22 protein-coding genes are annotated in these 24,166 nt (G+C 63.5%); 6 read left to right on the forward strand and 16 right to left on the reverse strand.

What is annotated here, in order from left to right:
- Positions 1-13 precede the first annotated feature (13 nt).
- Positions 14-592 carry an alternate-type signal peptide domain-containing protein gene (locus RMN95_RS08905; protein ID WP_309616577.1) on the reverse strand — a complete coding sequence of 193 codons (579 nt, stop codon included), beginning with the start codon at positions 590-592 and terminating at the stop codon, positions 14-16.
- 397 nt (positions 593-989) lie between these two features.
- Here RMN95_RS08905 and RMN95_RS08910 point away from each other — a divergent pair, with 397 nt between their 5' ends.
- Together RMN95_RS08910 and glgB are read left to right on the forward strand one after the other, a co-directional pair.
- A complete protein-coding gene (locus tag RMN95_RS08910) occupies positions 990-2,954 on the forward strand; it encodes an alpha-1,4-glucan--maltose-1-phosphate maltosyltransferase (protein WP_397545272.1) in 1,965 nt (654 codons plus the stop codon).
- Complete coding sequence (gene glgB, locus RMN95_RS08915) at positions 2,951-5,128, forward strand: 1,4-alpha-glucan branching protein GlgB (protein ID WP_309616578.1); 2,178 nt, start codon at positions 2,951-2,953, stop codon at positions 5,126-5,128. The genes RMN95_RS08910 and glgB overlap by 4 nt, the downstream gene beginning before the upstream one ends.
- A gap of 57 nt (positions 5,129-5,185) precedes the next feature.
- Here glgB and RMN95_RS08920 read toward each other — a convergent pair whose 3' ends face one another.
- Both RMN95_RS08920 and RMN95_RS08925 read right to left on the reverse strand, forming a co-directional pair.
- Entirely contained in the window at positions 5,186-6,115 is a 930-nt protein-coding gene (locus RMN95_RS08920) for a tetratricopeptide repeat protein (protein WP_309616579.1), read from the reverse strand.
- Positions 6,112-7,860, reverse strand: a complete 1,749-nt coding sequence (locus RMN95_RS08925) for a hypothetical protein (RefSeq protein ID WP_309616580.1) — start codon at positions 7,858-7,860, stop codon at positions 6,112-6,114. Before RMN95_RS08925 ends, RMN95_RS08920 begins: the two co-directional genes overlap by 4 nt.
- Positions 7,861-8,161: 301 nt before the next feature.
- Between RMN95_RS08925 and RMN95_RS08930 the strand changes: the two genes are divergently transcribed.
- Both RMN95_RS08930 and RMN95_RS08935 read left to right on the forward strand, forming a co-directional pair.
- Positions 8,162-10,078, forward strand: coding sequence for a hypothetical protein (locus tag RMN95_RS08930; RefSeq protein WP_309616581.1), 1,917 nt, complete (start codon positions 8,162-8,164; stop codon positions 10,076-10,078).
- Between the two features lie 33 nt (positions 10,079-10,111).
- Positions 10,112-11,173, forward strand: coding sequence for an AI-2E family transporter (locus tag RMN95_RS08935; protein ID WP_309616582.1), 1,062 nt, complete (start codon positions 10,112-10,114; stop codon positions 11,171-11,173).
- Between the two features lie 4 nt (positions 11,174-11,177).
- Here RMN95_RS08935 and RMN95_RS08940 read toward each other — a convergent pair whose 3' ends face one another.
- The 9 genes from RMN95_RS08940 to rpsB all read right to left on the reverse strand — a co-directional run bounded on the left by RMN95_RS08940 (position 11,178) and on the right by rpsB (position 17,906).
- Positions 11,178-11,912, reverse strand: coding sequence for an alpha/beta hydrolase (locus RMN95_RS08940; protein WP_309616583.1), 735 nt, complete (start codon positions 11,910-11,912; stop codon positions 11,178-11,180).
- Complete coding sequence (locus tag RMN95_RS08945; RefSeq protein ID WP_309616584.1) at positions 11,909-12,229, reverse strand: hypothetical protein; 321 nt, start codon at positions 12,227-12,229, stop codon at positions 11,909-11,911. Before RMN95_RS08945 ends, RMN95_RS08940 begins: the two co-directional genes overlap by 4 nt.
- Positions 12,230-12,278: 49 nt before the next feature.
- Positions 12,279-12,944, reverse strand: a complete 666-nt coding sequence (locus tag RMN95_RS08950) for a transglycosylase SLT domain-containing protein (RefSeq protein ID WP_309616585.1) — start codon at positions 12,942-12,944, stop codon at positions 12,279-12,281.
- Positions 12,945-13,002: 58 nt separating this feature from the next.
- Complete coding sequence (locus tag RMN95_RS08955; RefSeq protein WP_309616586.1) at positions 13,003-13,554, reverse strand: DivIVA domain-containing protein; 552 nt, start codon at positions 13,552-13,554, stop codon at positions 13,003-13,005.
- A 45-nt stretch (positions 13,555-13,599) separates the two neighbouring features.
- Positions 13,600-14,475 (reverse strand): phosphatidate cytidylyltransferase, encoded by an 876-nt coding sequence (locus RMN95_RS08960; RefSeq protein WP_309616587.1) that lies wholly within the window; start codon positions 14,473-14,475, stop codon positions 13,600-13,602.
- Positions 14,475-15,026, reverse strand: a complete 552-nt coding sequence (gene frr, locus RMN95_RS08965) for a ribosome recycling factor (protein WP_309616588.1) — start codon at positions 15,024-15,026, stop codon at positions 14,475-14,477. The genes RMN95_RS08960 and frr overlap by 1 nt, the downstream gene beginning before the upstream one ends.
- A 75-nt stretch (positions 15,027-15,101) precedes the next feature.
- Positions 15,102-15,815 (reverse strand): UMP kinase, encoded by a 714-nt coding sequence (gene pyrH, locus RMN95_RS08970; RefSeq protein WP_309616589.1) that lies wholly within the window; start codon positions 15,813-15,815, stop codon positions 15,102-15,104.
- Between the two features lie 137 nt (positions 15,816-15,952).
- Entirely contained in the window at positions 15,953-16,780 is an 828-nt protein-coding gene (gene tsf, locus RMN95_RS08975) for a translation elongation factor Ts (RefSeq protein ID WP_309616590.1), read from the reverse strand.
- Positions 16,781-16,832: 52 nt separating this feature from the next.
- Entirely contained in the window at positions 16,833-17,906 is a 1,074-nt protein-coding gene (rpsB, locus tag RMN95_RS08980; protein ID WP_309616591.1) for a 30S ribosomal protein S2, read from the reverse strand.
- 299 nt (positions 17,907-18,205) lie between these two features.
- On the opposite strand from rpsB, the gene RMN95_RS08985 reads away from it, so the two are divergent.
- Positions 18,206-18,706: a M23 family metallopeptidase gene (locus RMN95_RS08985; RefSeq protein WP_309616592.1), complete on the forward strand. Its 501-nt coding sequence runs from the start codon at positions 18,206-18,208 to the stop codon at positions 18,704-18,706.
- On the opposite strand, the gene RMN95_RS08990 is transcribed toward RMN95_RS08985, so the two are convergent.
- Positions 18,658-20,772: an MMPL family transporter gene (locus RMN95_RS08990; protein WP_309616593.1), complete on the reverse strand. Its 2,115-nt coding sequence runs from the start codon at positions 20,770-20,772 to the stop codon at positions 18,658-18,660. The two genes, RMN95_RS08985 and RMN95_RS08990, sit on opposite strands and share 49 nt — an antisense overlap.
- Positions 20,773-20,849: 77 nt before the next feature.
- Here RMN95_RS08990 and RMN95_RS08995 point away from each other — a divergent pair, with 77 nt between their 5' ends.
- Positions 20,850-21,338 carry a MarR family transcriptional regulator gene (locus tag RMN95_RS08995; RefSeq protein ID WP_309616594.1) on the forward strand — a complete coding sequence of 163 codons (489 nt, stop codon included), beginning with the start codon at positions 20,850-20,852 and terminating at the stop codon, positions 21,336-21,338.
- Between the two features lie 54 nt (positions 21,339-21,392).
- Here RMN95_RS08995 and RMN95_RS09000 read toward each other — a convergent pair whose 3' ends face one another.
- The 3 genes from RMN95_RS09000 to dprA form a co-directional block, all read right to left on the reverse strand.
- A complete protein-coding gene (locus RMN95_RS09000; RefSeq protein ID WP_309616595.1) occupies positions 21,393-22,301 on the reverse strand; it encodes a tyrosine recombinase XerC in 909 nt (302 codons plus the stop codon).
- Positions 22,298-23,233, reverse strand: coding sequence for a phosphodiesterase (locus RMN95_RS09005; protein WP_309616596.1), 936 nt, complete (start codon positions 23,231-23,233; stop codon positions 22,298-22,300). The genes RMN95_RS09000 and RMN95_RS09005 overlap by 4 nt, the downstream gene beginning before the upstream one ends.
- 18 nt (positions 23,234-23,251) lie before the next feature.
- Positions 23,252-24,166: DNA-processing protein DprA (dprA, locus tag RMN95_RS09010; RefSeq protein WP_309616597.1), on the reverse strand; the 915-nt coding region annotated here is incomplete at its 5' end.

A 24,166-nucleotide genomic window follows, 5' to 3' on the forward strand; every position in this document is an offset into this window, starting at 1 on the left:
TGCCCCAGGGTGCCTAGCGGGTCTGGTTAAGCTTGAGCGACAGGGTCGCGAGGCTGACCGAACCGTTTTGGGCAATGCTGCTCTCACCGACGGCGTCGCCGACGGTGGACGGAAGTTCGACGGTGACCTTGACGGCTACCGGGATGGTCGCGGCGCTCGGGGCCACAGTGATGACTCCCGTGGTGGCGTTGGTTGTCACTCCGGTGCCGGTCGCTGTGATCGTGACGACGAGCTTGCTCTTAAGGTCGAGGCTTGCCTGGCCGGTCGCTGCAACGATCGTCGCGGGGTCGTAGCTCAGGTTTGCGAGGAGGTTGTTGCCGGTCGCGACCACGTTGATGTTCTGCGTGAATTCGAGCTTGTCACCGGGGACGATTTTCCAGCTGGAGATCGTCGGGATCGCGGTTGCGGTGCGGTCAGCGGAGATGTCCTTCCACGTACCTGCGCCATTTGTGGCAATGGTGAGGGTACCCGAGGCAACGGCTCCGGCGGAGACCGATGCGCTGGTGTTCCACAAGGCGAAGGTTCCAGCGCCACCCATGAGCAGTGCGACACCGGCAGCCGTTGCGACTGCGCCCTTGACGAGCTTGTTCATTATGTTTCCTTTCGAGGGCGCCACAAATGGCACCGGATGTCGGTCTGTGTTGACACACCAGCAACCTGGTGTGCACGTTGGGTTCGTGCGGAGTGTAAGGATGCCTGCACTGAGTCAGGCGGAGAATGTGCCCCCCAGAAAAAGATGAGTCTCTCTCCCCCAAAAGAAATATATCGTGTGGGCGCTAGGGGGGACAAGCTTTGTCCCCCACCCAAAACGGGGCACAAATCGTGTCCCCCCAAGTGCTGACCGCTGGCACAAGCATCACATTGTCGCTTACTCCGAGTCGTTTGTCAGGGGCTGCCCCCCGCTGAGCCTCGTGCGCTAACTTCGAAAGGTGGCACAACCAAAAGCTGACAAGGTGGTCTCGCGGGCCACGACCATTCCCACGCCCGCCATCGGCCGCATCCCGATTCGCCATCTCTCACCGCAACAGCCCGAGAATCGCTGGGTGGCAAAGAGCTTCGTCGGCGAGGTGGTGCCGTTCGAGGCCACCGTTTTCCGCGAGGGGCACGACCTGATCGGGGTGCAGCTTGTTCTCGCCGATCCTTCCGGCGCCGAGCAGGTGCACCGCATGCGGCCCATGGGGCCCGGCACAGATCGATGGACGACGGATGCCCAGCTCACCTCCGCCGGAACCTGGACCTGGCGCATCCGGGCGTTCACCGACGACTGGCTCACCTGGCAGCACAACGCGGAGTTGAAGATCCCGGCGAGGGTGGACGTCGAGCTGATGTTCACCATCGCCGCGCAGTTGCTCGCCCGCGCAGGGTCGCGCACAGTCTTCGCCGGCGCCCGCAAGACGCTCGGCAACAGTACCCTCTCACCCGAGCAAATGCTGGCGGCCCTGACCGATCCGGCGATTGCGGCTGCGATGGACTCGTCGCCGTTGGCCAGCCTCGAGACGTTCAGCGAGACCATGAGCCTTCGAGTCGAACGTTCCCGTGCCGCCGTGGGCAGCTGGTACGAGTTCTTTCCCCGCAGCGAAGGCGCAAAGAGGGCGAAGGATGGATCCTGGATCTCTGGCACCTTTCGCACGGCCGCACAGCGCCTGCCCGGGGTTGCGGCCATGGGGTTCGACGTGCTCTACCTGCCCCCCATCCACCCGATCGGTGTCACCCACCGCAAGGGGCCGAACAACACGCTCGATGCGGGCCCGGATGATCCGGGTTCGCCGTGGGCGATCGGTGCTGCCACGGGTGGCCACGACGCCATCCACCCTGATCTCGGGACAGTCAAAGACTTCACCTTTTTCCTTCGGGCGGCGAAGAAGGTGGGTCTTGAGATCGGAATCGACCTGGCCCTGCAATGCTCCCCCGACCACCCGTGGGTGGCCGAGCATCCCGAGTGGTTCACGACCCTCACCGATGGCACCATCGCGTTTGCCGAGAACCCACCCAAGAAGTACCAGGACATCTACCCGGTCAACTTCGATAATGATCCCGAGGGCATCCGCACCGAGGTGCTGCGCATCGTCGAGTACTGGATCTCGGTTGGCGTGCACATTTTTCGGGTGGACAACCCCCACACGAAGCCGCTGGCGTTCTGGGAGTGGCTGCTGGGCGTGATCTACGAACGTCACCCTGATGTCGTATTTCTCGCCGAAGCCTTCACTCGGCCCGCGATGATGCAATCGCTGGCGGGCGCAGGGTTTCAACAGTCGTACACGTATTTCACGTGGCGCAATACAAAGCTCGAACTCGAGACCTACTTCACGGAAGTGTCGAGCACGTCGGCTGACTACTTCCGCCCGAATTTCTTTGTCAACACTCCAGACATCCTGACTGAGTACCTTCAGTTCGGCGGCCAGGGCGCCTATAAGGTGCGAGCGGCTCTCGCTGCCACAGCCTCCCCGTCCTGGGGCGTGTACGCGGGCTTCGAGCTGTTCGAACATGTGGCGCGGCCTGGCAGCGAAGAGAATGTCGACAACGAGAAGTACGAATATAAGAAGCGCGACTGGGCGGCGGCAGACGCCGCTGGCACGACACTGGCGCCGTACCTCACTCGGCTGAACCTGATCAGGGCGGCGCATCCCTCGCTGCGACAGTTACGAAACCTTGACGTGCAGTGGACCGATGATGAATCGATCCTCGCGTTCTCGAAGTTCCTGCCCGCCGAGTTCACCGGCACAGGATCACCCGATGGGCTGATCATTGTCGCCAATCTCGACTCGCACGCGGTGCGTGAAACGCAGGTGCACCTCGACCTCACCAGGCTCGGTGTCGAGGCCGATGCTCGCATCGGAGTCACCGACCTGATTACCGGCGACAGCTTCACCTGGGGTCGCGACAACTACGTCCGACTCGACCCATTCACCCAACCTGTGCACATCCTGCGCGTCGAGTACACGAAAGGCACATGATGGCCGAGTCACACCCCACCCTTCCCGAGCTACACCCCGGGCTGATCGCCTCCATCGTCTCGGGTCGCCACCCGCAGCCGCACGACACGCTCGGTCAGCACCCTGCGGGCTCTGGATTTGTCATCCGCGCGCTGAGGCCGCTGGCCTCCACCGTCACGGCCGTGCGCACCGACAGCTCCCGGGTCGCGCTTGAGCACGTCACCGACGGTCTGTGGCAGGGGTTCGCTCCCGGCGAGGGCCAGGGTTACACTCTCGAGGCCACCTACGAGGGCGCCGCCGACTGGGTGGCCGAAGACCCGTACCGGTTCGTACCCTCGGTCGGCGAGATCGATCTGTACCTGTGGGGCGAAGGCCGACACGAGCAGCTATGGCATGTGCTGGGGTCCCACTTCCGACCTCACGAGGGCGTCGCCGGCACCAGCTTCTCGGTCTGGGCTCCCCACGCCAGTGCCGCTCGGCTGCTGGGCGATTTCAACGGCTGGAACGGAATCAGCCACGCCATGCGCCGCCTCGACGATAACGGGGTGTGGGAGCTGTTCGTCCCGGGCCTCGAACCCGGTAACACCTATAAGTTCCAGTTTCTGAGCCAGGCGGGTGACTGGGTGACCCGCGCTGACCCCATGGCCAGATACACCGAGGTCTCCCCGGCGACCGGCTCGAGGGTTGGCGTGAGCCGGTTCGAGTGGGCCGACGAAGAGTGGATGTCGCGGCGCGCGTCGACCGATCCGCACAACTCCCCCATGAGCATCTACGAGCTGCACGTCGGCTCATGGCGCCCCGGCCTGGACTACCGCAGCCTCGCCATCGAGCTCATCGACTACGTCACCCAGCTCGGGTTCACCCACGTCGAGTTCATGCCGCTCGCGGAGCACCCGTTCGGCGGCTCCTGGGGCTACCAGGTGACCGGATATTACGCGCCGACCAGCCGGTTTGGGCACCCCGACGATCTCAAATATCTCGTCGACTGCCTGCACCAGGCCGGCATCGGCGTCATCATGGATTGGGTGCCCGGTCATTTTCCCAAAGACGAGTGGGCGCTCGCGAATTTCGACGGGCAACCGCTCTATGAGCACTCAGACCCACGGCGCGGCGAGCAGTTGGACTGGGGCACGCTGATCTTCAACTTCGGTGACTCCCAGGTGCGCAACTTTCTGGTAGCCAATGCGCTGTACTGGCTGGAGGAGTTTCACATCGACGGTCTGCGGGTGGATGCCGTCGCGTCCATGCTCTACCTCGACTACTCACGTGAGGAGGGCCAGTGGTTGCCAAACCAGTATGGCGGCCGCGAAAACCTCGAGGCGATCAGCTTCCTGCAGGAGGTCAACGCGACCGCATATAAGCGCAACCCCGGCGTCGTGATGATTGCCGAGGAATCGACCTCGTGGCCTGGCGTGACCAAGCCGACCTCGTCATCCGGGCTCGGCTATGGCCTGAAATGGAACATGGGGTGGATGAACGACACGCTGCGTTACATGCAGGAAGACCCAATCAACCGCTCGTACCACCACAACCTGCTCACCTTCGGGCTCGTTTACGCGTTCAGTGAGAGTTTTCTGCTGCCGATAAGCCATGACGAGGTTGTGCATGGCAAGAGCTCGCTGCTTCACAAAATGCCGGGTGACCAATGGCAAAAGCTGGCAAACGTGCGCGTGTACCTTGCCTTCATGTGGGCGCACCCCGGCAAGCAACTGCTGTTCATGGGCAGCGAATTCGGGCAGCCATCAGAATGGAGTGAAGAGCGAGGTCTCGACTGGTGGATCCTCGACCAGCCCGTGCACCAGGGGCTGCAGAAGCTCGTCAGCAGCCTCAACCACCACTACACCGGCAGCCCCGCACTCTGGGAGCAAGACAACGATGCCGCCGGATTCGAGTGGCTGGATGGCGGCAACTCGCTGCAGAACGTCGTCGCCTTCGTGCGCTGGTCGCGCTCGGGCGAGCCACTCGTCGGCATCTTCAACTTTGGTGGCAACCCCATCGCTCCGTATCGCATCGGCCTGCCGTTCGCCGGAAGGTGGGCCGAAGTCATCAACACCGACGCCGAGGAGTTCGGCGGATCGGGCGTCGGAAACTTCGGTTCGGTGCAGGCCGTTGATGCGCCGTTCCAGGGTCGACCGGCGTCGGTTGAACTCACGCTTCCGCCGCTGGGAGGGCTCTGGCTGGCACCGCAACGCTAGCGTTCGCCGTTGCGGTCTGCGTCGCTGCCGCAGCCCGGCCGATGCAGGGCCCATCGGTCAGTAGAGCAGCAGAGTGAGGCGGCGACGAGCAGCCGCGACGCGCTCGTCATCGGCTCCTGCGATCTCGAAATAGTCGAGGATTCGGGTGCGTATGCGATTCTTGCCCTCGGCATCCAGCGTAGGAAACAGGTCGAGCAGCCGGGCAAACGCATCATCCAGGTTGCCACCGGCCACGTCCAGGTCGGCGACCACCAGTTGGATGTCTACGTTCGTTGGATCAGCTGCCGCCTTACCGTGCACCTCGTCCGGAGAAACACCATCCAGCCTCGACAGCAGCGAGATCTGGGCGAGCCCCGCAACGGCAAGGCTGTCACGGGGATTCTGGGCGATCGCTGTCTCGTAGGCTTTGATCGCGGTGGGGAAGTCCCCATTGGCGAGCGCGTCGTACGCCTCCTGGTGATGCGGGGGAAGTGGCTCCTCCAGCGGCTCGGCCTCGGCCGTGGCATCCACGCTCACCGCAATGGATCCGGTCACATTATTCTGGGCGGCCAGCTGAAGCACCTGCTCCATCACGTCGCGCAGGTCCTGCTCCGCCAGTGTCCCCGTGAAGAGCTGCACGGGCCGGCCACCTACGACGGCCGCGACGGTGGGAACCTGCTGCACCTGAAACGCCTGCACAAGCTGGGGGTTGGTCGTGGCATCCACCGTGACAAGCGCGATGCGCCCACCGTACTGGGGCACAAACTCGGTCAGTGAGGCCTCGACACCCTGCCCGAAGAACTCAACGATGACCGGGACAGTGGATGACAGGTCAAGCACCTCGGTGAACGTCGCGTCAGTCGCCGACCGCACGACACCACCGGCGGTGGTCGATGACGAGCCAGGCTCGTGCGCTCCGGGCGCGGGCGCGGGCGCGGGCGGCCTGACGAGGGAGGACAGGTCGACTGCCCCACGAAGGTTAGCGCCACCCAGAGGTGCGTTGGTCATCCGATCTCCCCAGCCTTGACGAGCCCCTGTGTGTATCCCAGCAGAACGATTTTGCCATCGCCGCCGGTGGGGGGCACATAGAACAGTAGCTGGAACCCGTAGGTGGCGATGACGCCCTTCGAGCTGACGGCAAGCCCCGAAAGCGCCTTCACCTGGCCAGTGGTATTCACCGCGGCTCCCGCTTCAATCGGTGCGACAGTGGTGGTCTCGTTGAGATTCACGGCAATCAGAGCGCCGGCGTCGTTGGTCGCGAGAGAAATGGCCTCGGCGGGACCGATCGCACTGGCGAAGGCGACACTTGCTGTCGTGGGCAGTCCGGCTCGCACCGAGGCTTTATAGGTTGGTCCGACCGCTACTCGAAGAGTGTCACCTTCGGCTTCAAAGTCGGCGTACGACTCACTGTCGACGTCCTTTGCAAGGATGTCGGCGTACGCCAGCGCAATCTCGGTGGGGGTGGTACTCAGCACCGGAGTGTCTGGCAGGAGCCGGTCAGCACCCACATCGGCCTGGGCCACGTCCGGAATCTTCTGGGACGGCTCGAGCGTGATCGTATACAGGACCCTGTATTGGGATCGCGGATCCGCCTGCTCAAGAAACAGTGCGATCGAGGGGATCGTCTCGTCGGTGTCATTCTGGATTACCGCGAAAACCGTACGCGGCCAGGTGTCCGTCCGCTGCGGCAGGGTGAGTTTGACCGGTCCGGCGGGAATAGCCGGGAGGGGCGCGAGATTCGGGTCGGCCGTCGTGATGGCGTAGTTTGCCGTGCGAACCTCGAGTGCGGCTCCGCCGAATCGGGTGGCAAGCAGCGCCGGGTCTTTCGCGGCATCCGCATCAGACGTCGTCTGTGAAATGGATTCGATGATGCGCTCGACCTGCGAAACAGTGACCGCAGGTGGAGCCGCTTTTGCGTTGGCAGCAGTTGCGGAAGCGCTCGGTGTGGGCGTCACGCTCGCGCCGCCGCTCCCGGGCAATCCGGAGGTACAGCCGCTGAGCACAAGGATGCCGACCAGTACCAGGGGAGCAGCCGCCATACCGCGCCCCAGTGCCCGCCGGCCCACAGGCGGCTTCTCCAGCGGCGTGCGCGCGGTCTTGTACCGTGGCTTTTTGGGAACCTTCGGCATTTTCAGTTGCTTACGGCGTGGCCCGCGCGACCGGCGCATGTGGGTGATGGCCCACAGCAGGAACGCGAGACCGAGCAGCAACGCCACCGCCCCGCCGACGATCAGTGGCCCGGAGAACGGAGTCGCGTTGTCGAGGGGCCAGGCCACCCTCACGTCTCCGGGTGCTGGTGCGACGCCATCCGAAATGACAACGAACGAGAAGTCAGTCGGGACGCTGACCCGAAGAGTGAGCTCGCCATCTCGTTCATACTCGTTCAGCCACAGGTCAGAACCTGCCGGATTCGGGACCTCGGATTCGGTGCCACGGACAAGGTCACTGGTCAGCTCCATCGTCTCGGGGTCGAAGCCAATCTCGTTGTAGGTCGCCTCCCCCACCCAGGCAATGACGTCGGTGGTGCGCCCGTAGGCCGCAAAAACCGACTTTGTGCCGGAGAGGGTCAGCGATTGGTTGCCCTGGTAGGCATTCAGTGCCGCGCCGTCAATGACGGTGACCGCGGCATCCGTTTCCACCGAGGTCGACAGCACGGCCTGGTCTGGCTCAGCGAAAATGGTGCGCTGCGCGATACCGGCACCGATCATCACGGCAGCGAGCACAAAACTAATGATGGCGAGAACAAATCGCACGAGTTACTCCTTTCGCACTACCCAGCCAGACGTGGTCACGACACCCTCCGCCACGGGAAGCGGATGCTCGCACTCGGGACGAGAGGAGGGCCTCCCCATACACAGGGAGTAGTAGCAGCAAAGGCTTCCAAGAATAGCCGATCAGCCGGACACCGCCTAACTGCGCGTCTGGGAATTTGCTGATAGCTTCTTGGACGCGCCTCGAGGTTGTCCGCCCGAATCATCGACGATCGCCGCACGGGAGAGGGTGTTTCGTCACGCTAAACTCACACCGTTCCCCGTCACGTTCCAAGGAGATGTCATGGCTGCTGACGACACCACTTTCGGCACAGAGATGCGCGGCTATAAGAAGGACGAAGTCGACAAGTCCCTCCAGCAACTGCGCGCTGAGCTCATCAAGGCAAACGCAGGGCGCAGCGACTCAGCTAAAGAAGTTAAACGACTGCTGGCGGTAAACGAAGATCTTCAGGCCGAGCTCGATGAGAGCGGCAGTCCCACCTATGCCGGCCTCGGAACCAAGCTCGAAAATACGCTCCGTGTGGCGGAGGAGCAATCGACGAGGCTCATCAGCCAAGCCGACATCGATGCCGAGAAGCTGCGTAATACCACCGCCGCAGAGGTCGCCAAGCTCAAAGCCGACGCCCAGGACGAGAACACCAGGGCGGCAGGCGTTGCGGCCGAAGCCGCCGCAACACTGCTGGCGGAGGCACATGCTGAGGCCGACAGCCTGGTCTCGAGTGCGAGGGCTGACGCCGACGCGATGATGCAGGATGCGATGCGGGAGGCAGGCGCAATTCGCGGCGCCGTCGCCACCGAAGCCGCAGAATTGCGCACTACGTCGAAGAGGGAAGCTGCCGCGCTGCGCGCCCAGGCGGAGCACGAGGCCGCAGAACTGAAATCGACGGCGAGCAGGGATGCGGCCGAAGCGCGGGAGGCCGCCGCGGAGCTTGCCCGCGACTCTGAGCTTGGCCGCGCGACCTACGAGAACGAGAACGCCCAGCTTCGAGCCGACCTCTCCCGCGACATTGAGCAGGGCAGGACGGATTTGGCACGCGAGCTGGAATCCGGTCGCGCCGAGCTCGCCACCGAGATAGCGACGGCTCGCGAGACCTTCGAGAACGACACCGTGGCACAGCGGGAAAAGTTGGCGAACGACACGGCGCGAGCTCACGACACACTTCGCATCGAGACCGACAGCGCGCGCGCCGCCCTCAAGGCCGACACAGAAGAGGCACGCGCCACGCTCGAGGCCGAGACCGAGACGGCCCGGGCTTCGCTCGCGGCAGAGACCGAAGCGGCTCGGGCAGCGCTCGATGCCGAAACTATCAACACCCGCGCCACGCTTGAGGCTGAGACCGCTACCGCGCGAGCCGCCCTCGACAGCGAGACGTCCGCCGCGTGGGTGGCGCTTGACTCAGAAACCGCGGCGGCACGCGGGGCTTTCGAGGCAGACAGCCGGGCCCAGCGGGTGAAGTTCGAGACCGAGACGACGGCGGCGCAGAACGCGCTTGCCTCCGAGACGGCTGCGGCACGGGCATCCCTCGAGGCAGATACCGCAGAAAAGCTTGCCGCTCTCACCGCGGAGATCATTGAACAGCGGGCGGCACTCGATGCTGAGATGACCGAGGCCAGAGCCGCCCTCGCTCATGACATCGAAAAGCAGACTACCGACCTGGCCCGCGATATCGCACGCCAGCGCTCACAACTTGCCAGCGAAGCCGACACCACCCGCGCGGCTCTCGCCCACGACACCGACGAAGCTCGCTCCACGCTTGCGCGGGAAACAGAGCAGGCGCGCATCGACCACGAACTCGACATCACTGCACGTCGCGACGCCGACGAGAAGGACTTCCTGGAAAAGCATCAGGAGGCCACGGCACAAACACAGAAATATCTCGAAGAAGCGCAAGTGCAGCTTGCCGACACGATTCGCCAGGCCGACACTAAACGCCAGCAGGCGGGCACCCTGGACTCCACGGCAAAATCGGCCGCAAAGAAAACCCGCGACGCCGCTGCAGCCAGCGCGAAGGAGCTTCTCGACAACGCCGAGGCGCGCTCTGCGGCGATGATGTCAGATGCGGAGAAGCGAAGCACACAGCTCGTGTCCGAGGCGGAAGAGCGTCTCGCGAAGATTATGATCGAACGAGACACCGTCGCCGGTTACCTCGAGAACCTGCGAGGTGTGCTGCAGCAGGCCGAGAAGATGTCGGCAGGTTAGCTTCGTTATAACGCCGACAACTGAAGGACCGCCGTGAAGATTCACAACCCGTTCCTGTTCGGACTTCTGGGTGGCCTGGGAGTTCTGGTCGCCATTGGAATCGGCACCACGGTCGGGTCACTCGCGACGATCCTGACCTATATCGGCGCCGCGCTGTTCCTTGCGCTGGGCCTCGACCCCGTCGTCAGCTGGCTCGAGAAACACAAGTTTCCACGGCCGCTGGCGATCGCCACCGTGCTCGTGGCGGTGCTCGGCGTCTTCACCGGCCTCGTGTTCGCGATTATCCCGGTCATCACCGAGCAGGTACAGACCGCGATAAAGACAATTCCCGACCTCATCAACGCGTTCAGCGATGGCACACTGAGGAAGAATATCGAACAGGCCGTGCCCTGGTTTGACGTGCAGGGCGCCCTGGATGGCCTTCGGGGCTGGGTCACCACCCTCGACTTCACCACCATCGGTGGAGGCGTGCTCAGTGTCGGGATCGGAATCGCTACCGGAATCACCGGCGCGGTGGTTGTGCTCATCCTGACGATCTACTTTGTCTCGTCGCTGACAAGCCTCAAGCGGGGGCTCTACCAACTGGTCCCCGCGTCCAAACGCTCGGGATTCATCGACCTCGCCGAGCAGGTTGCTGCCGCGGTCGGGCGGTACGTGATTGGCCAGGGATCGCTGGCGCTGGTTAACGGCATACTCTCCTTCATCGTGTTGACCGTCGTCTTTCCACTCTTTGGCCTTCCCGTCAAATACTCGGCGCTACTGGCATTCATCGCCTTCCTCGGTTCGCTGATCCCCCTTGTGGGCACCATCTCGGGGTCGGTGATCATCACCCTGCTCGTGTTGCTCTTCAATGGCCCGCCCAGCGTCATCGCGGTCGCCCTCTACTACGCCGTCTACATGCAGGTTGAGGCATACATTCTCAACCCCAGGATCATGGCGAGGGCCGTGAAAGTGCCCGGTGCCATCGTGGTGATCGCGGCACTCGCTGGTGGGACGCTTCTTGGCATCCTCGGGGCGCTGATTGCGATTCCGGTGGCGGCCGCAATCCTGCTCATCATCAACCAGGTGTTCGTTCCCCGGCAGAACGAGCTGTAGCGCGCTACCCAGTCCAGGTTGTGGGTAGGGGAAGCGCGGCAGGGTTCACGCGAGCGACGATCTCGGTCAAGACTCGGTAGGTCTGCTCCTCACCAACCCAGAGGTGCCTGCCCCCGTCGACGGCCACCAGTTCAATTCGAGGAATCGCAGCGAACCGGCGGGCGGCCTCGACGGGCCGCAGATAGTCGTCGAATTCTGGAATTAGCGCCACCAGCGGAGCGGCGGAGCCGGCCCAGGCAGCGAGCTCAGCCTCAGTGGTCGTGCGCAGCGGTGGGGAGAGCAGGATGACGCCAGCCACCGGGTACTGTCGGCCGTGGGTCAGCACGACATCGGTGCCAAACGACCAGCCGAGCAGCCACGGATTCGGCAGGTTGCGCTCGCGGACAAACTGCATGGCAGCGTCGAGATCACGCGCCTCGTCGACTCCGTTGCCAAACTTTCCCTGCGAGGTTCCCCGCGGCGAGGTGACGCCTCGGAAGTTGAATCTGAGCACCGCGACATCGGCAAGGGCGGGAAGCCGCGCTGCGGACTTTCTCAGGATGTGCGAGTCCATAAACCCGCCAGCGGTAGGCAACGGATGAAGCGTCACCAGAGTAGCGACGGGAGGGGTACTGAGCGGCAGCGCGAGCTCTCCCACCAGGATGAGGCCGTCGCTGGTGTGTAACTCGATGTTTTCGCGCCGAGCGGGCAATTCAATACCACCACGGATCTCGGTGCTGCCCAGCGGTTGTGCGCTCACGGCCTGGTCTTCCAGCAGTGCAGGTGCCAGTGCCGCCGGTCGGCCAGGTCATTGTTCTCGCCCATGATGCCATCGGCCCGCCACGTTACGGTGTGCGCTACGCCCGCGCTGATCTCGAGGCCGCAGCCCGGGCACACGTAGCTCTTGGTCGCCCCGGCGGCCGACAGGGGTTGCACGTTCCACAGGCCATCCCGCTTGCTCGTGGTGCGCCTGGTTCCGACCAGGGCGCGGGAGAGATCGAATTCTTGTTCGTCGCCTCCCCCAACGACGCGACGGCCTGCAAGGCCACGGCCACGGGGACGATTCGAACGAGGCACCCCTCCAGTGTAAGCACGCCGCAGGCTCAGTCGCGGATCGTGCGCCTGGTCAGTACCAGCCCTTATTCTCTGAATGCTCCCATGCGCCGCACGGGGTCGCGTAACGGCTTTGGATGTAGCTGAGGCCCCATGAGATTTGAGTCGCGGGGTTCGTCGCCCAGTCAGCGCCTGCCGATGCCATCTTGTCACCGGGCAAAGACTGCGGAATTCCATAGGCGCCACTTGACTCATTGAACGCGTAGACATTCCAACCGGATTCCCGCGCCCACAGGGCTACAAGGCAGCTGTACTGGTCGTCACCCATGCCCATGGACTTCAGGATGCCATACGCCACTGCCTGGGCGCTGCCGGGATCGGGGACTCCCGCCGCAGGGGCCGCTGACGCGGTGGGAGCCGCTTCCACTACGGGAGCGACTGCGACGGGGTCGGTGATCGAGAAGGCATCCCGACTCTCGACAGAAGTCGGCCCTCCTGCCACCGTGACTGACTGCAGTTCGATCACTCGTGCCGTGGAGGGTGACACGACCGAGCCGTACTCGGACGCTGCAGCGGAGGAGGCGGACGGTGGGGCAAGGATCACGGCGATAAAGGCGAAACTGGCTACCGAGGCGAAGATCGGCAGCGACCATGCTGCTCGGGTGTGGCGACCGGAAATGTCCCCGCCAGCACTTTTCAGCTGCGCACGGAGGTCGTCAATTCGAGAATGCCTGCCCACGGTTAAAGAATGTTAGTCGAGAAGGCTGAGAAAGTCGCGACAGCGCCGTGACGGGGGCTCACCGTACCGCAAGCATGACATCGATCACAGCGTCGAGCAGCAGGTCGACCTGCTGCTCGTTGTAGCCCCTCTTGACGCTGCGGAAGACCACGGTTCGCACCTGGTCGACACTCAAGGCCTTGCCATGCTGGAAGTATCCCACCATCCGGTCAGCGAACTCATCGACGTCTTTCGGGTGGTAACCCGTGGTCAGCGGGCCGACCCTCGAAAATCTGTGACTCTCATCACGGGCAAGCCGGTCAAGGATGGTTTGGGCAGAACTACGGGCCTTTGAATACCAGGCCGCGTCTCCCTCTCGGGCCATTGCGCGTTCGCGCTCACGTAATGCAAAAGCGTCTTCGAGTCGCTCCAGCGCTGCGTCGACATGGTTGGTCGAGTAGCCGCCCTTCTGCATGGCGAACGCCATGATGCGGATGTTGTCAGCGTCGAGCACATTGGGCTGGTCTGCAGCCGCCGTGTATGCGCGTCGAGCCTCTTCTAAAAAATCTTCGACCTGGTCGACGCTGTACCCAAGTTTCGACCTGCGGGTTCGGGGAAAAGTTGTGCTCACGTCACCATTGTGCCCCAGGTGCCGCCAGGATGCCTGACGACGACCCTAAGTGAAGATGAGGAAGAGAGCATATGCCGCGGCAGCCGAGAGCAGTGAGGAGTCAACTCGATCTAGGAATCCGCCATGCCCGGGCAGCCATGTGCTGATGTCTTTTATCCCCAAATCACGCTTGATCAATGACTCCGCAAGGTCACCCGCCGTAGCCGTCAGGACAAGGACAGCCCCGAGTATGATTCCGACCCACCAGGGCTGGCCGAGCATGAACAGCGCCGTGAGGATGCCGGCCGTCATCGCCGCGACGACGGAACCGGCGAACCCCTCCCATGTTTTTTTGGGGCTGATTGTGGGGGCCATCGGGTGCTTGCCGAACGTCAGACCGGTCGCGTACGCGCCGACATCCACTGACACAACAACGATCAGGAACGCCAGTGTCCACCACTGGCCACCCTCCTGGGCGGTGAGCAGCACCGTGAAGCCTGCCATGAAGGCAATGTAGATCATGATGAAAACGCCGGCACCCAGGTCGAGCAGCACTTCACGAGCAGACGTTCTCGCCGCAGGCCTCACCAATTCAGCAAGTCGCCACACGACGATGAGCGCGATCCCCGCCAGGGTTGCCACCCAATGGCCCACCGCCATCCAGAAGAACGCCGCAGGAATCACTGCGAGAGCGGCGATCAGGGCAGGGATGCGAGGCACGCGTCGGCCCGCAAAGCGCAGCGCGCTGGCCAGCTCCCAGGCAGTGAACGCCACCAGCGCGCCAGCGAAGATCATGAAGAGCGCCTTCACGAAGATAAGGCTGGCCAGCAACGCGAGACCGAGGGTCAATCCAACGACAATCGCGCGGATCAGCGGCCTGCCTGTTCGAGCGTTGATCTTGTCGTTTGTGGCGCGAACCTGAGCCTCGAAGTCGCTGGCCATCAGACCTCTAGCAGCTCGGCTTCCTTGCGCTTGAGTGCATCGTCGATCGCGTCGACATGCTGCTTCGTCGCCGCTTCCAAGTCTTTCTCCGCGCGCGCTATCTCGTCTTCGCCGACCTCCTTGAGGCCATCGAGGTCATCTTTAGCCTTCCGACGGATATTGCGAAGACTCACACGCGCCTGCTCGGCCTTGTCGCGCACGATTTTGACGAACTCGCGACGACGTTCCTCGTTGAGCTCCGGGAGAGTCGCGCGAATGACGTTGCCGTCGTTGCCGACGCTGGCGCCCAGGTTCGATGCCCCGACGATGGCTTTCTCGATGTCTTTGAGAGCGCCCTTATCGTACGGCGTGATGAGTAGGGTGCGAGCCTCCTGGTTCACCATGGACGCGAGCTGCGCGAGCGGGGTCGGGGTGCCGTAGTAGTCCACCAAGACACGCTGGAACAGCGCCGGATTGGCGCGACCGGTTCGCACTGTTCCGAAGTCGTCTTTGGCCACTTCGAGCGCCTTCTGCATCTTCTCTTTGGCTTCGGACAGAACGTCGCTGATCACGGGAACTCCTTTGCGTTGTGGACAAGTTTAGAGTGCGGGCACGACGGGACCGGCCAGCACCAGGGTGGCAGATTTCTAGTGTGAGACGAGCGTGCCGATGCGGTCGCCGCGAATTGCCTTCGTCAGGTTGCCCGCGGGTTCCATTCCGAACACGACCATTGGCATGGAGTTATCCATGCACAGGCTGAATGCCGTTGAGTCGACCACCTTGAGGCCCTTCACGAGTGCCTCCTGATACGTGATCTCATCGATGCGCTTGGCATCGGGATTCGTGCGCGGATCGGAGTCGTAGACGCCATCAACGCCATTTTTCGCGAGCAGTACGACCTGTGCGTCGATCTCGAGTGCGCGCTGGGCCGCGACGGTGTCTGTGGAAAAGTAGGGAAGACCCGCCCCAGCGCCGAAGATGACGACTCGACCCTTTTCGAGGTGACGTTCGGCACGGCGTGGGATGTATGGCTCAGCAACCTGCGTCATCGAGATGGCGGACTGTACGCGAGTCGCTGCACCAGCCTGCTCGAGGAAGTCCTGGAGCGCGAGGGCATTCATCACCGTGCCGAGCATGCCCATGTAGTCGGCGCGACCACGATCCATACCGCGCTGGCTGAGTTCAGCGCCGCGGAAGAAGTTGCCGCCGCCCACGACGATCGCGATCTCGACTTCGGCGGATGCCGCGGCGATCTCCTTGGCCAGCGCCGAGACAACATCCGGGTTGACCCCGAGAGAGCCACCACCGAATGCTTCACCAGAAAGCTTGAGCAGGACTCGGCGTGTGCGACCGTCGGTCATCGTTCTCCTTCAGGGTGTTCCGTTACAGGCTATCGTCCGACGGCGGGGCTGGGCACCCTATCCCGGACACACATCGAGCCTGCCCGGGCGATCACCAATTCGGTGATCGTCGGGACAGGCTCGATGAGGTGTCGCGCTTAGGCGCCGACCTTAAACCGCGCAAAACCGGTCACGGTGAGCTTTGCGTTTGCCAGCACCGTGCTGATCGTGAGCTTGTTATCCCGCGCGTAATCCTGCTCAAACAGGGCAACCTGCTTGAGGTAGGCATTGACGCGCCCCTCGACGATCTTCGGCAAAGCGGCCTCGGGCTTGCCCTCGCCACGGCTGATTTCCTCAACGATGCGACGCTCGTTGTCTACGTCGGCCGCCGGAATATCCTCCCGCGTCAGGTACTGCGGGTCGGCGAACGAGATGTGCTGCGCGATGCTCCGGGCTGTCTCTGTATCGTCACCCGTGTACGACAGCACGACGCCGACCTGCGGTGGCAGGTCTTTATTGGTGCGGTGCAGGTAGAGAGAAAACTTGTCTCCCGGGAGGCGGACAACCCGACGCAACTCCACCTTCTCGCCGAGGATTGCGGCCTCGTCGTCGATGATCGCCCCGATCGTCCTTCCTTCGAAGCTGACGGCAAGTGCAGCCTCAAGGGTCTCGGCGCCTGAATCAGCGAGAGCCTGCAGGACGACGTTGCCGAGCGCCACGAACTTATCGTTCTTGGCCACGAAGTCCGTCTCACAGGCGAGCTCGATCATCGTGGTCGCAGTTGCACTCTCGACCGCGGCGATGAGCCCCTCGCTCGTGGAGCGGTCGGCGCGCTTCGCGTTCCCCTTCGCTCCCTTGAGCCGAAGGATTTCGACGGCCTTCTCGAAGTCGCCATCTGCTTCGACGAGAGCATTTTTGGTGTCGACCATGCCGGTGCCGAGGCGTTCGCGAAGGGCCTTGATGTCAGCGAGACTCACGTCTGCCATTGTTCTTCCTCACTCTTGGGTTTGGCATGCGCCAGTGGCGCGGTGCCGCAGGTTACTTGGCGGCGGCTGGCTTTTTCGGAGCAGCCTTAACCGGAGCCTTTGCTGCCTTCTCGGCCGGCGGAGCCTTTTCGTCGTCGGTGGCCTCGGCTTCAATCTTCGCTTCGGTGGCCTCATCGGACTCGACATGGTGCTCGGGGACGATAGTCGCGTCTGCGGCCGCCTCGTGCTCGGCAGCAACAGCATCTGCGTCGTTCTCCTCGACGGGAACAGCGGCCGCAACAACCTCGGCCACAGCCTCAGTGTCAGGGCTGGTGGACTCGACCAGGCCGTCGACGGCCTCGATCTTCTCCGCCTCGGTGGACGGCGTTTCGGAGGATGCAAGAAGCTCGGCTTCCCACGCGGCCAAAGGCTCAATCTCCGCGCCATCTTCTGGCTTCTGGTGACGCTGGATGAGACCCTCGGCGGCGGCATCCGCGATGATGCGGGTCAGCAGGCCGACCGAACGGATGGCGTCGTCGTTACCCGGAATCGGGTACTGGACGTCATCCGGGTCGCAATTGGTGTCGAGAATAGCGATGACGGGGATGTTGAGCTTATGCGCCTCGTCGATCGCGAGGTGCTCCTTCTTGGTGTCGACGATCCACACCGCTGAGGGAGTCTTTGTGAGGTTACGGATACCACCGAGGCTCTTCTGCAGCTTGATGAGCTCGCGCTTCTGGATGAGCAGCTCTTTCTTCGTGAAACCACGGGTGGTGTCATCGAAGTCAACCTCCTCAAGCTCTTTCATGCGAGCAAGACGCTTGGACACGGTCTGGAAGTTGGTAAGCAGCCCGCCAAGCCAGCGCTGGTTGACGTAGGGCTGTCCGACGCGGGTGGCCTGCTCGGCGATGGAGCCCTGGGCCTGCTTCTTGGTGCCAACGAACAGGATGGTGCCGCCGTGAGCAACGGTCTCTTTGACGTAGTCGTAGGTCGCGTCGATGTGCTTGAGGGACTGCTGTAGGTCGATGATGTGGCTGCCCGAACGCTCGGTCAGAATGAAGCGCTTCATCTTCGGGTTCCAGCGGCGGGTCTGGTGCCCGAAGTGGACGCCGCTGTCTAGCAGCTGGCGAATGGTGACAACGGCCATGACCGTGCTCCTTCTCGGCACGCTGCATCTCTGCAGCCTCGTGCCATTTCTCAGTTGTTTTTCGCTACCGGTCGGTGCGAAACCTGGTACCCGGGCACACAACCGCCTGTTTCCAGGACTGAATGGAGGTGATGGCCGAAGGTGACTGCACTGCAATCACGGGCACGCGTAGTCAGCCGGATTGCTCCGGATGCTTCCCACATGATAGCACCGCTCCCCCACCGAGCGCCCGCCCGGCTTGTTCCCACCGATTCGGCGGTGTGTCCCCGACGGCCTGAGTCAGTGACGATGATTGCCGGATGCTGCGCGCTATCGCCCTTGTCCTCGTCCTGCTCGTCGCTCCCGGGTCTGCGGCTGCCGAGCCGCCCTCGTCTCTGGCGGCCGACACCGGGGACGCGAGGTGGGGCTGGCCCGTTGCCGCACCCCACGTCGTGGTGCGGCAGTTCATCGCTCCCGCGAATCGCTACGCGAGCGGCCACCGCGGGGTCGACCTGGCCGCGCACGATGGCGCCGTCTACGCTCCCGCCGACGGCATCGTGCATTTCGCCGGGGTCGTCGTGGATCGTCCCGTGCTGTCGATCCGGCATCCGGGAGGCCTGATATCCAGCTTCGAACCCGTCGAGACGACGCTCACCGCCGGCGACCCGGTCGCACGCGGTGACCCGGTTGGCACCGCAATACAGGGTCATTGCTCTGCGTTGTGCGTGCATTTCGGTGTGCGACTGGATGGCGAGTATGTGTCACCGATGCTTTACCTGGGCGGGTTGGAACCGTCAGTGCTGCTACCAACGAGGAGGTGAGCGTGCGGGTTATGCGGGCGTCCCGGCCACCAAAACTTCTCGCCCGCAATGAAGGCAAGTGACGGCACGATGACCGTTCGCACAATGAGAGTGTCGAGCAGCACGCCGATGCAGACGATAATTCCGATCTGGGTGAGGGTGATGAGCGGGAGGACTCCCAGCACCGCGAAGACCGCGGCAAGCAGGATGCCTGCGCTGGTAATCACGCCGCCGGTGGACGACAGGGCGCGAATCATCCCGACCCTGGTGCCATGCATGACGGCCTCCTCACGGGCTCGTGTGACCAAGAAGATGTTGTAGTCGACACCGAGGGCAACGAGGAACAGAAAGCTGAACAACACGACGTTCGTGTCGATCGCCGGAAACCCCAGGACAGATTTGAACAGCAGCCAACTTGCCCCCAGACTTGCGAAGAACGACGCCACCACCGTGGCGAGAAGCAGCAGTGGTGCGACCAGGGAACGAAGTAGCAGGACGAGCACCAGGAAGACCAGACCAAGGATCAGTGGGATTACCAGATTCTGGTCGGCAGTCTGGGCCTGGTTGACGTCGAGCGTCTGCGCGTCGCGCCCTCCCACCAGGGCTCCAGCGCCCTGGATGCCGTGCAGCTCTTCTCGGAGCGCCGTGACTGCGGCAAACGATTCGGGAGTGTCAGCAGCTGCATCCAGCACCACGTCGACCTGGGTGAGTTCACCGTTGGTCTCGCCGGGAGTGGCCGACACGACGCCCGCGACCTCGGCCGCGGCATCCGCCACCGCCTGAGCCTTTTCGCTGGTGGCGATGACCACCACCGGTGAACCGCTGCCAGCAGAGAATGCATCGGCCAGAACCTTCTGGCCGACCACCGCTTCAGGAACGGCCGTGAACTTTTCAGTCTGAGCCAGCCCGATGCGAATCTGCGGCACACCCAGCGCAAGCCCGCCCAACACGACGGCGCCGATCAGGGCGACCACGACCGGCTTGCGCGAGACGAGGATGCCGAGGCGATGCCACACCCCCCGCTCGGCGCTACCGGCTGTGCCGAACCTGGGAACATACGGCCAAAATAGTCCGCGGCCGAACAGCACAAGAGTCGCCGGCAGAACGATCAGGGCGAAAATCATCGCGATGACGACTCCGGTCGCACAGGCTATTCCGAGAGCTCTGTTTCCCTCAAGTTGGGCGAAAGCCAGAGTGAGCAGCGCCAGCACCACCGTGCTGCCGCTGGCGATGATGGCCGGGCCCGCGCCCCTCAGCGCTTTCGCCATCGCCTCACGGCGATCTTCGGTGGCTCGCAACTCGTCTCGATAGCGCGCGATCAGGAGCAGCGCGTAGTTCGTGCCTGCACCGAACACCAGCACCGACAGAATGCCGGTGACCGACGCATCAAGTGCGATTCCCAGTGCGGATGCGACCCTGGCGGCCACGACGCCAGCCAGGCCATCGGCAAGACCCACTACCACCAGAGGCACCAGCCAGAGCCAGGGGCTGCGATAGGTCACCAACAGCAGCACGGCCACGACGATCACCGTCGTGAGCAGCAGGGTGACATCCGCTCCCTTGAACACCGCCGCAATATCGACGGCGAACCCCTCAGGCCCGGTGAGCAGCGCCGTCATTCCCTCGGGGAGTTCGGCGTTGGCGATGGCGCGAATTTCTGCGGCGCGATCCGCCTGCTCGGCGACGTCTTCGATGGTATCGAGCGGCACAACGACGAGAGCGACGGTACCGTCGTCGGAAACGCTAGGCGGGGGAATGAAACCCTCGGCGGAAATGTCTGCCAACGCCGTGGACGCAACTGCCACCGCGCTGATGTCAGAGTCGCTAAGAGTGCCACGGGATTCGCCGCCGCCTGCGCCCACCCGGCTGAACACAAGCAACGCGGTGCTCGAGTCGGCGCCCGGAAGGTCTTGCTGGGCGGCCGCCGCCATGGCTGACTCTGCGGTTGCGGGAAGGCCCACGTCCGGAGACGAATCCCCCTTCGAGCCAGAACCAATGGCGAAGATGCTTCCTGCGAGCAGGAGCGAACCCACCAGCACAATCCACGAAGTGCGGCGGGCTGTGATGAAATTCGTCAGGCGTGTCATGAACTCATTCGCTCGTTTATTTTATTAGATTGTCGAACTACTTATCTCTCGAACAATGTAGCGGTAAAGTGGAGCTCATGACAAACGCGGACGAGACGGAAGCGCCAGGCATGCCAGTGCACCGGGCGACCGAACTGCTTCGCGACATGATCTCTGCCCATGACGAGTTTCTCAGCCACCTGGGCCGCGAGCTCGCGGTCAACACCACCGACCTCACTGCCATGACGCACCTGATCTCCGGCGGCCCACTCGGGGCCACCGAGCTTGCGAAGCGCCTCGGGATGAGCACTGCGGCCGTCACCACGGTCGTTGACCGGCTCGAGGCGGTCGGGCACGCCAGCAGATTCCAGAATCCCACCGACCGTCGCGCGGTCGTGATTGTGCCGAGCGCAGCATCCGTCAGTCAGGCGATGGGTCTGATTATGCCCATGATCACAGGGATCGACAGGGTGCTGGATGAATTTCCCGCGGAACAGCGCGGTGTCATCACGAATTACCTCGAGCGCGTCGTCAGCATCTACCAGGCGCAGGTACCCGCGCACGCGCACGGGGCCATGCAGCTTTGAGTTACAGGCCGATCATGCGGAAAAGAGAGCCTTCGCGCGGTACAGCCCTCGCTGTTAGGCCCTCGGATGCGCGATTCGGTAGCTCTCCTTCAGTCTCTCGGTCGAGACGTGGGTATAAAGCTGGGTGGTCCCGAGGCTGGCGTGTCCGAGCATCTCCTGCACGGCACGAAGATCGGCTCCCCCGTCGAGCAGGTGTGTCGCGGCCGTGTGCCTGAGGGTGTGGGGGCCCGCTGGCCCCGTGCCGGGAACGCCGGACAGCAGCGTCGAAACCAGCGTGTAGACAGTTCGGTTGGCAAGCCTCCCGCCTCTGGCACCGACGAAGAGGGGTGAACCCGCTGACTCATCCGGAGCAAGGGCGGGCCGACCCCGCCGAAGGTAGTCGTCAATCGCCGCTCGAGCGGGCACGCCGAAGGGCACAATTCGCTCTTTCGAGCCCTTACCCATCACCCGGACCGTCAGCCGGCCCTGGTCGACATCACCCCTATCGAGCCCGGTCAGCTCGCTCACGCGCAACGCCGACGCGTACAGTAACTCGACAATGGCACAATCTCGCAGCGCCACCGGATCGTCGGAAATCGCTCGGCCCGCGACAATACCCAGGATGGCGTCCATCTGCTCGCGCGTGAGAACCCGCGGGAGGTAGTGGTCGGGCTTCGGAGCCTTCAGCCTGCTGGCGGCATCCGCCGCTGAGAGGTTGGTACGCGCAAGCCACGCGGTGAGACTGCGAACGGCAGCAGCGCGCCTCGCCAGCGTGGATTTGGCCAGGCCCCGCTGCGAGGAGTGCCATAGCCAGTCACGCAGAAGTTCGAGGTCGAGTTCGCCTGGTTGCGTCGCACCCCGTTCTGATGCGAACGCCACCAGTTGCGCCAGGTCTGAACCGTATGACCGCACGGTGTGCTCGCTGAATCCGCGCTCAGTGCCGAGGTGCGCAATGAACCCGTCCACGGCCGCCCGGAGGTTCATGCCGGGCCCGAGCTCGTTACTTCGGCTGCGTTGAAGGTCGACGTTTTCGACGAGAACGCCTCGAGCCTCTGCTCTGGAGTCATCGCCTCAAGCTGTGGCCATGCTGCCGCCGGGAAGCCAGACACTTCCGTTGTGTCGCCCACCGGGATGATCGAGTGCACGAGTTGTTCCTCGTAGACGTGCACGACATTAACGGACTGCCCGAAATCAACCCCAGACAGCAGGCGATCCTGCGCGCTCAGGTCGAGCGTGTAGCAGGTCGCCGAAGCGACCGAGACCGGGATGCCGGCGAACGTGCTGTGCGTCGAATAGTGGAGGTGACCCGCGAGGATGGCGCGAACATCCGAACCCCTGAGCACTTCTGCAAGCCGCGGCTGGTCGCGCAACTCAAGCATGCCCATCGCCTCAAGCATCGGCGTGGGAATGGGCGGGTGATGAAGAGCCATGATGGTGCCGTGCGGCGCGGGACTTGCCAGCACGTCGGCGAGCCAGTCGAGTTGCTCGTCGGTGATCTCACCGTGGTGGTAGCCGAGAACCGTAGTGTCGAACGAGATAATGCGCAGCCCGTCGATGTCGTACACGCGATCCTGCGGAGCATCGGACTCGTCGTCGAAGAGCAGTCGCGAATACTCGGGACGCTCGTCGTGGTTGCCCATCACCCAGATGACCTGAGCATTCATGCGCTTCGCTGCCGGTTCGACAAGTGCACGAAGCCTGACGTAGGCATCGGGTTCGCCGAGGTCGGCCAGGTCGCCGGTGAACACGATCGCCTGCGGCTTCGCGCTGGACCGTTCGAGTTGCGCCAGCGCCTGGCCGAGGTGTGCGATCGTGTTGACCTGGCCATACAGGGGCCTACCCGACGCGAGCAGGTGAGTGTCACTGATGTGTGCGATGACGTGGGATGCCGCAGGGTACTGTCCGAGTTGGATCACAGGATCAGACTAAGCGTGTCAGCCGTCGCGCTGGGGCTTCTGCGCGGCGACGAGACGTTTCATCCACCCCCGGTCGTTCTCCCGCGCAACCCCGTCGAGTTGCATGCGACCGAGCTCAGCACGCACGTCGGCGAGGGAAAGCCCTGACCTCGAAGCGATGTCAGTCGCCTCCCGCGGCGCTCTCACGCTCAGTGCGTCGAGCACTCTGGTGGCAACGGGGCTGATGCTTGCGGAGGGGATGCTGGCGGGAGCGGCCTCTGGCGGCGGCGACTCAGAAGATTCAGAGACCGCTGCGACCGGTGCGGTCCAACCGATTTGCGCCGACAGTGGTGCGAGCTCGGCCATTTCATCGGCGTTGGTGACACACATCACCTGGCCCTCTCGGATCAGTTTGTGGCATCCGGCCGATGCCGCACTTGTCACCGGCCCCGGTACAGCGCCCACCGGTCTGGACATATCCAGGGCATGGTGCGCGGTATTGAGCGAGCCCGAGCGCCAGCCCGCCTCGATCACAATCGTCGCCAGGCTCGTCGCCGCGATAAGCCGGTTGCGCTGCAGGAATCTCCAGCGGGTGGGTTGTGAACCGCACGGCAGCTCGGAGATTACCATCCCGTGTTCCACGATTCTTGTCAGGAGCGCGTCGTGCCCGCTCGGGTAGAAGCGATCGACTCCACCGGCCAGGAATGCAACGGTCTGCCCGTGGCTGGCCAGCGCGGCACGATGCGCCATCCCGTCGATTCCGTAGGCCGCGCCCGAGACGATCGCATAGCCACGATCGACCAGTCCGGCCGAAGCCTCCATCGTGACGTGTTCGCCGTAACCCGTGGCCGCTCTCGCCCCCACCAGCGCGATCGAGCGGCCGAGCGAGTCGAGCGCCTCCTCTGTTCCTCTCGTCCACAGCGCGAGCGGAGCGTGCGGCCCGAGATCGGAGAG

The organism is Salinibacterium sp. (assembly GCF_031364185.1).
Classification (GTDB): Bacteria; Actinomycetota; Actinomycetes; order Actinomycetales; family Microbacteriaceae; genus Rhodoglobus.

What these genes read in the sequence shown, in the direction of transcription:
- RMN95_RS09000 (WP_309616595.1), bottom strand. Translation starts at nt 22,301, where the DNA reads ATGAACCTCCGGGCGGCCGTGGACGGGTTCATTGCGCACCTCGGCACT.
- rpsB (WP_309616591.1), bottom strand. Translation starts at nt 17,906, where the DNA reads ATGGCCGTTGTCACCATTCGCCAGCTGCTAGACAGCGGCGTCCACTTC.
- RMN95_RS08905 (WP_309616577.1), bottom strand. Translation starts at nt 592, where the DNA reads ATGAACAAGCTCGTCAAGGGCGCAGTCGCAACGGCTGCCGGTGTCGCA.
- pyrH (WP_309616589.1), bottom strand. Translation starts at nt 15,815, where the DNA reads ATGACCGACGGTCGCACACGCCGAGTCCTGCTCAAGCTTTCTGGTGAA.
- RMN95_RS08990 (WP_309616593.1), bottom strand. Translation starts at nt 20,772, where the DNA reads ATGACACGCCTGACGAATTTCATCACAGCCCGCCGCACTTCGTGGATT.
- RMN95_RS08920 (WP_309616579.1), bottom strand. Translation starts at nt 6,115, where the DNA reads ATGACCAACGCACCTCTGGGTGGCGCTAACCTTCGTGGGGCAGTCGAC.
- RMN95_RS08930 (WP_309616581.1), top strand. Translation starts at nt 8,162, where the DNA reads ATGGCTGCTGACGACACCACTTTCGGCACAGAGATGCGCGGCTATAAG.
- tsf (WP_309616590.1), bottom strand. Translation starts at nt 16,780, where the DNA reads ATGGCAGACGTGAGTCTCGCTGACATCAAGGCCCTTCGCGAACGCCTC.
- RMN95_RS08985 (WP_309616592.1), top strand. Translation starts at nt 18,206, where the DNA reads ATGCTGCGCGCTATCGCCCTTGTCCTCGTCCTGCTCGTCGCTCCCGGG.
- RMN95_RS08995 (WP_309616594.1), top strand. Translation starts at nt 20,850, where the DNA reads ATGACAAACGCGGACGAGACGGAAGCGCCAGGCATGCCAGTGCACCGG.
- glgB (WP_309616578.1), top strand. Translation starts at nt 2,951, where the DNA reads ATGATGGCCGAGTCACACCCCACCCTTCCCGAGCTACACCCCGGGCTG.
- RMN95_RS08960 (WP_309616587.1), bottom strand. Translation starts at nt 14,475, where the DNA reads ATGGCCAGCGACTTCGAGGCTCAGGTTCGCGCCACAAACGACAAGATC.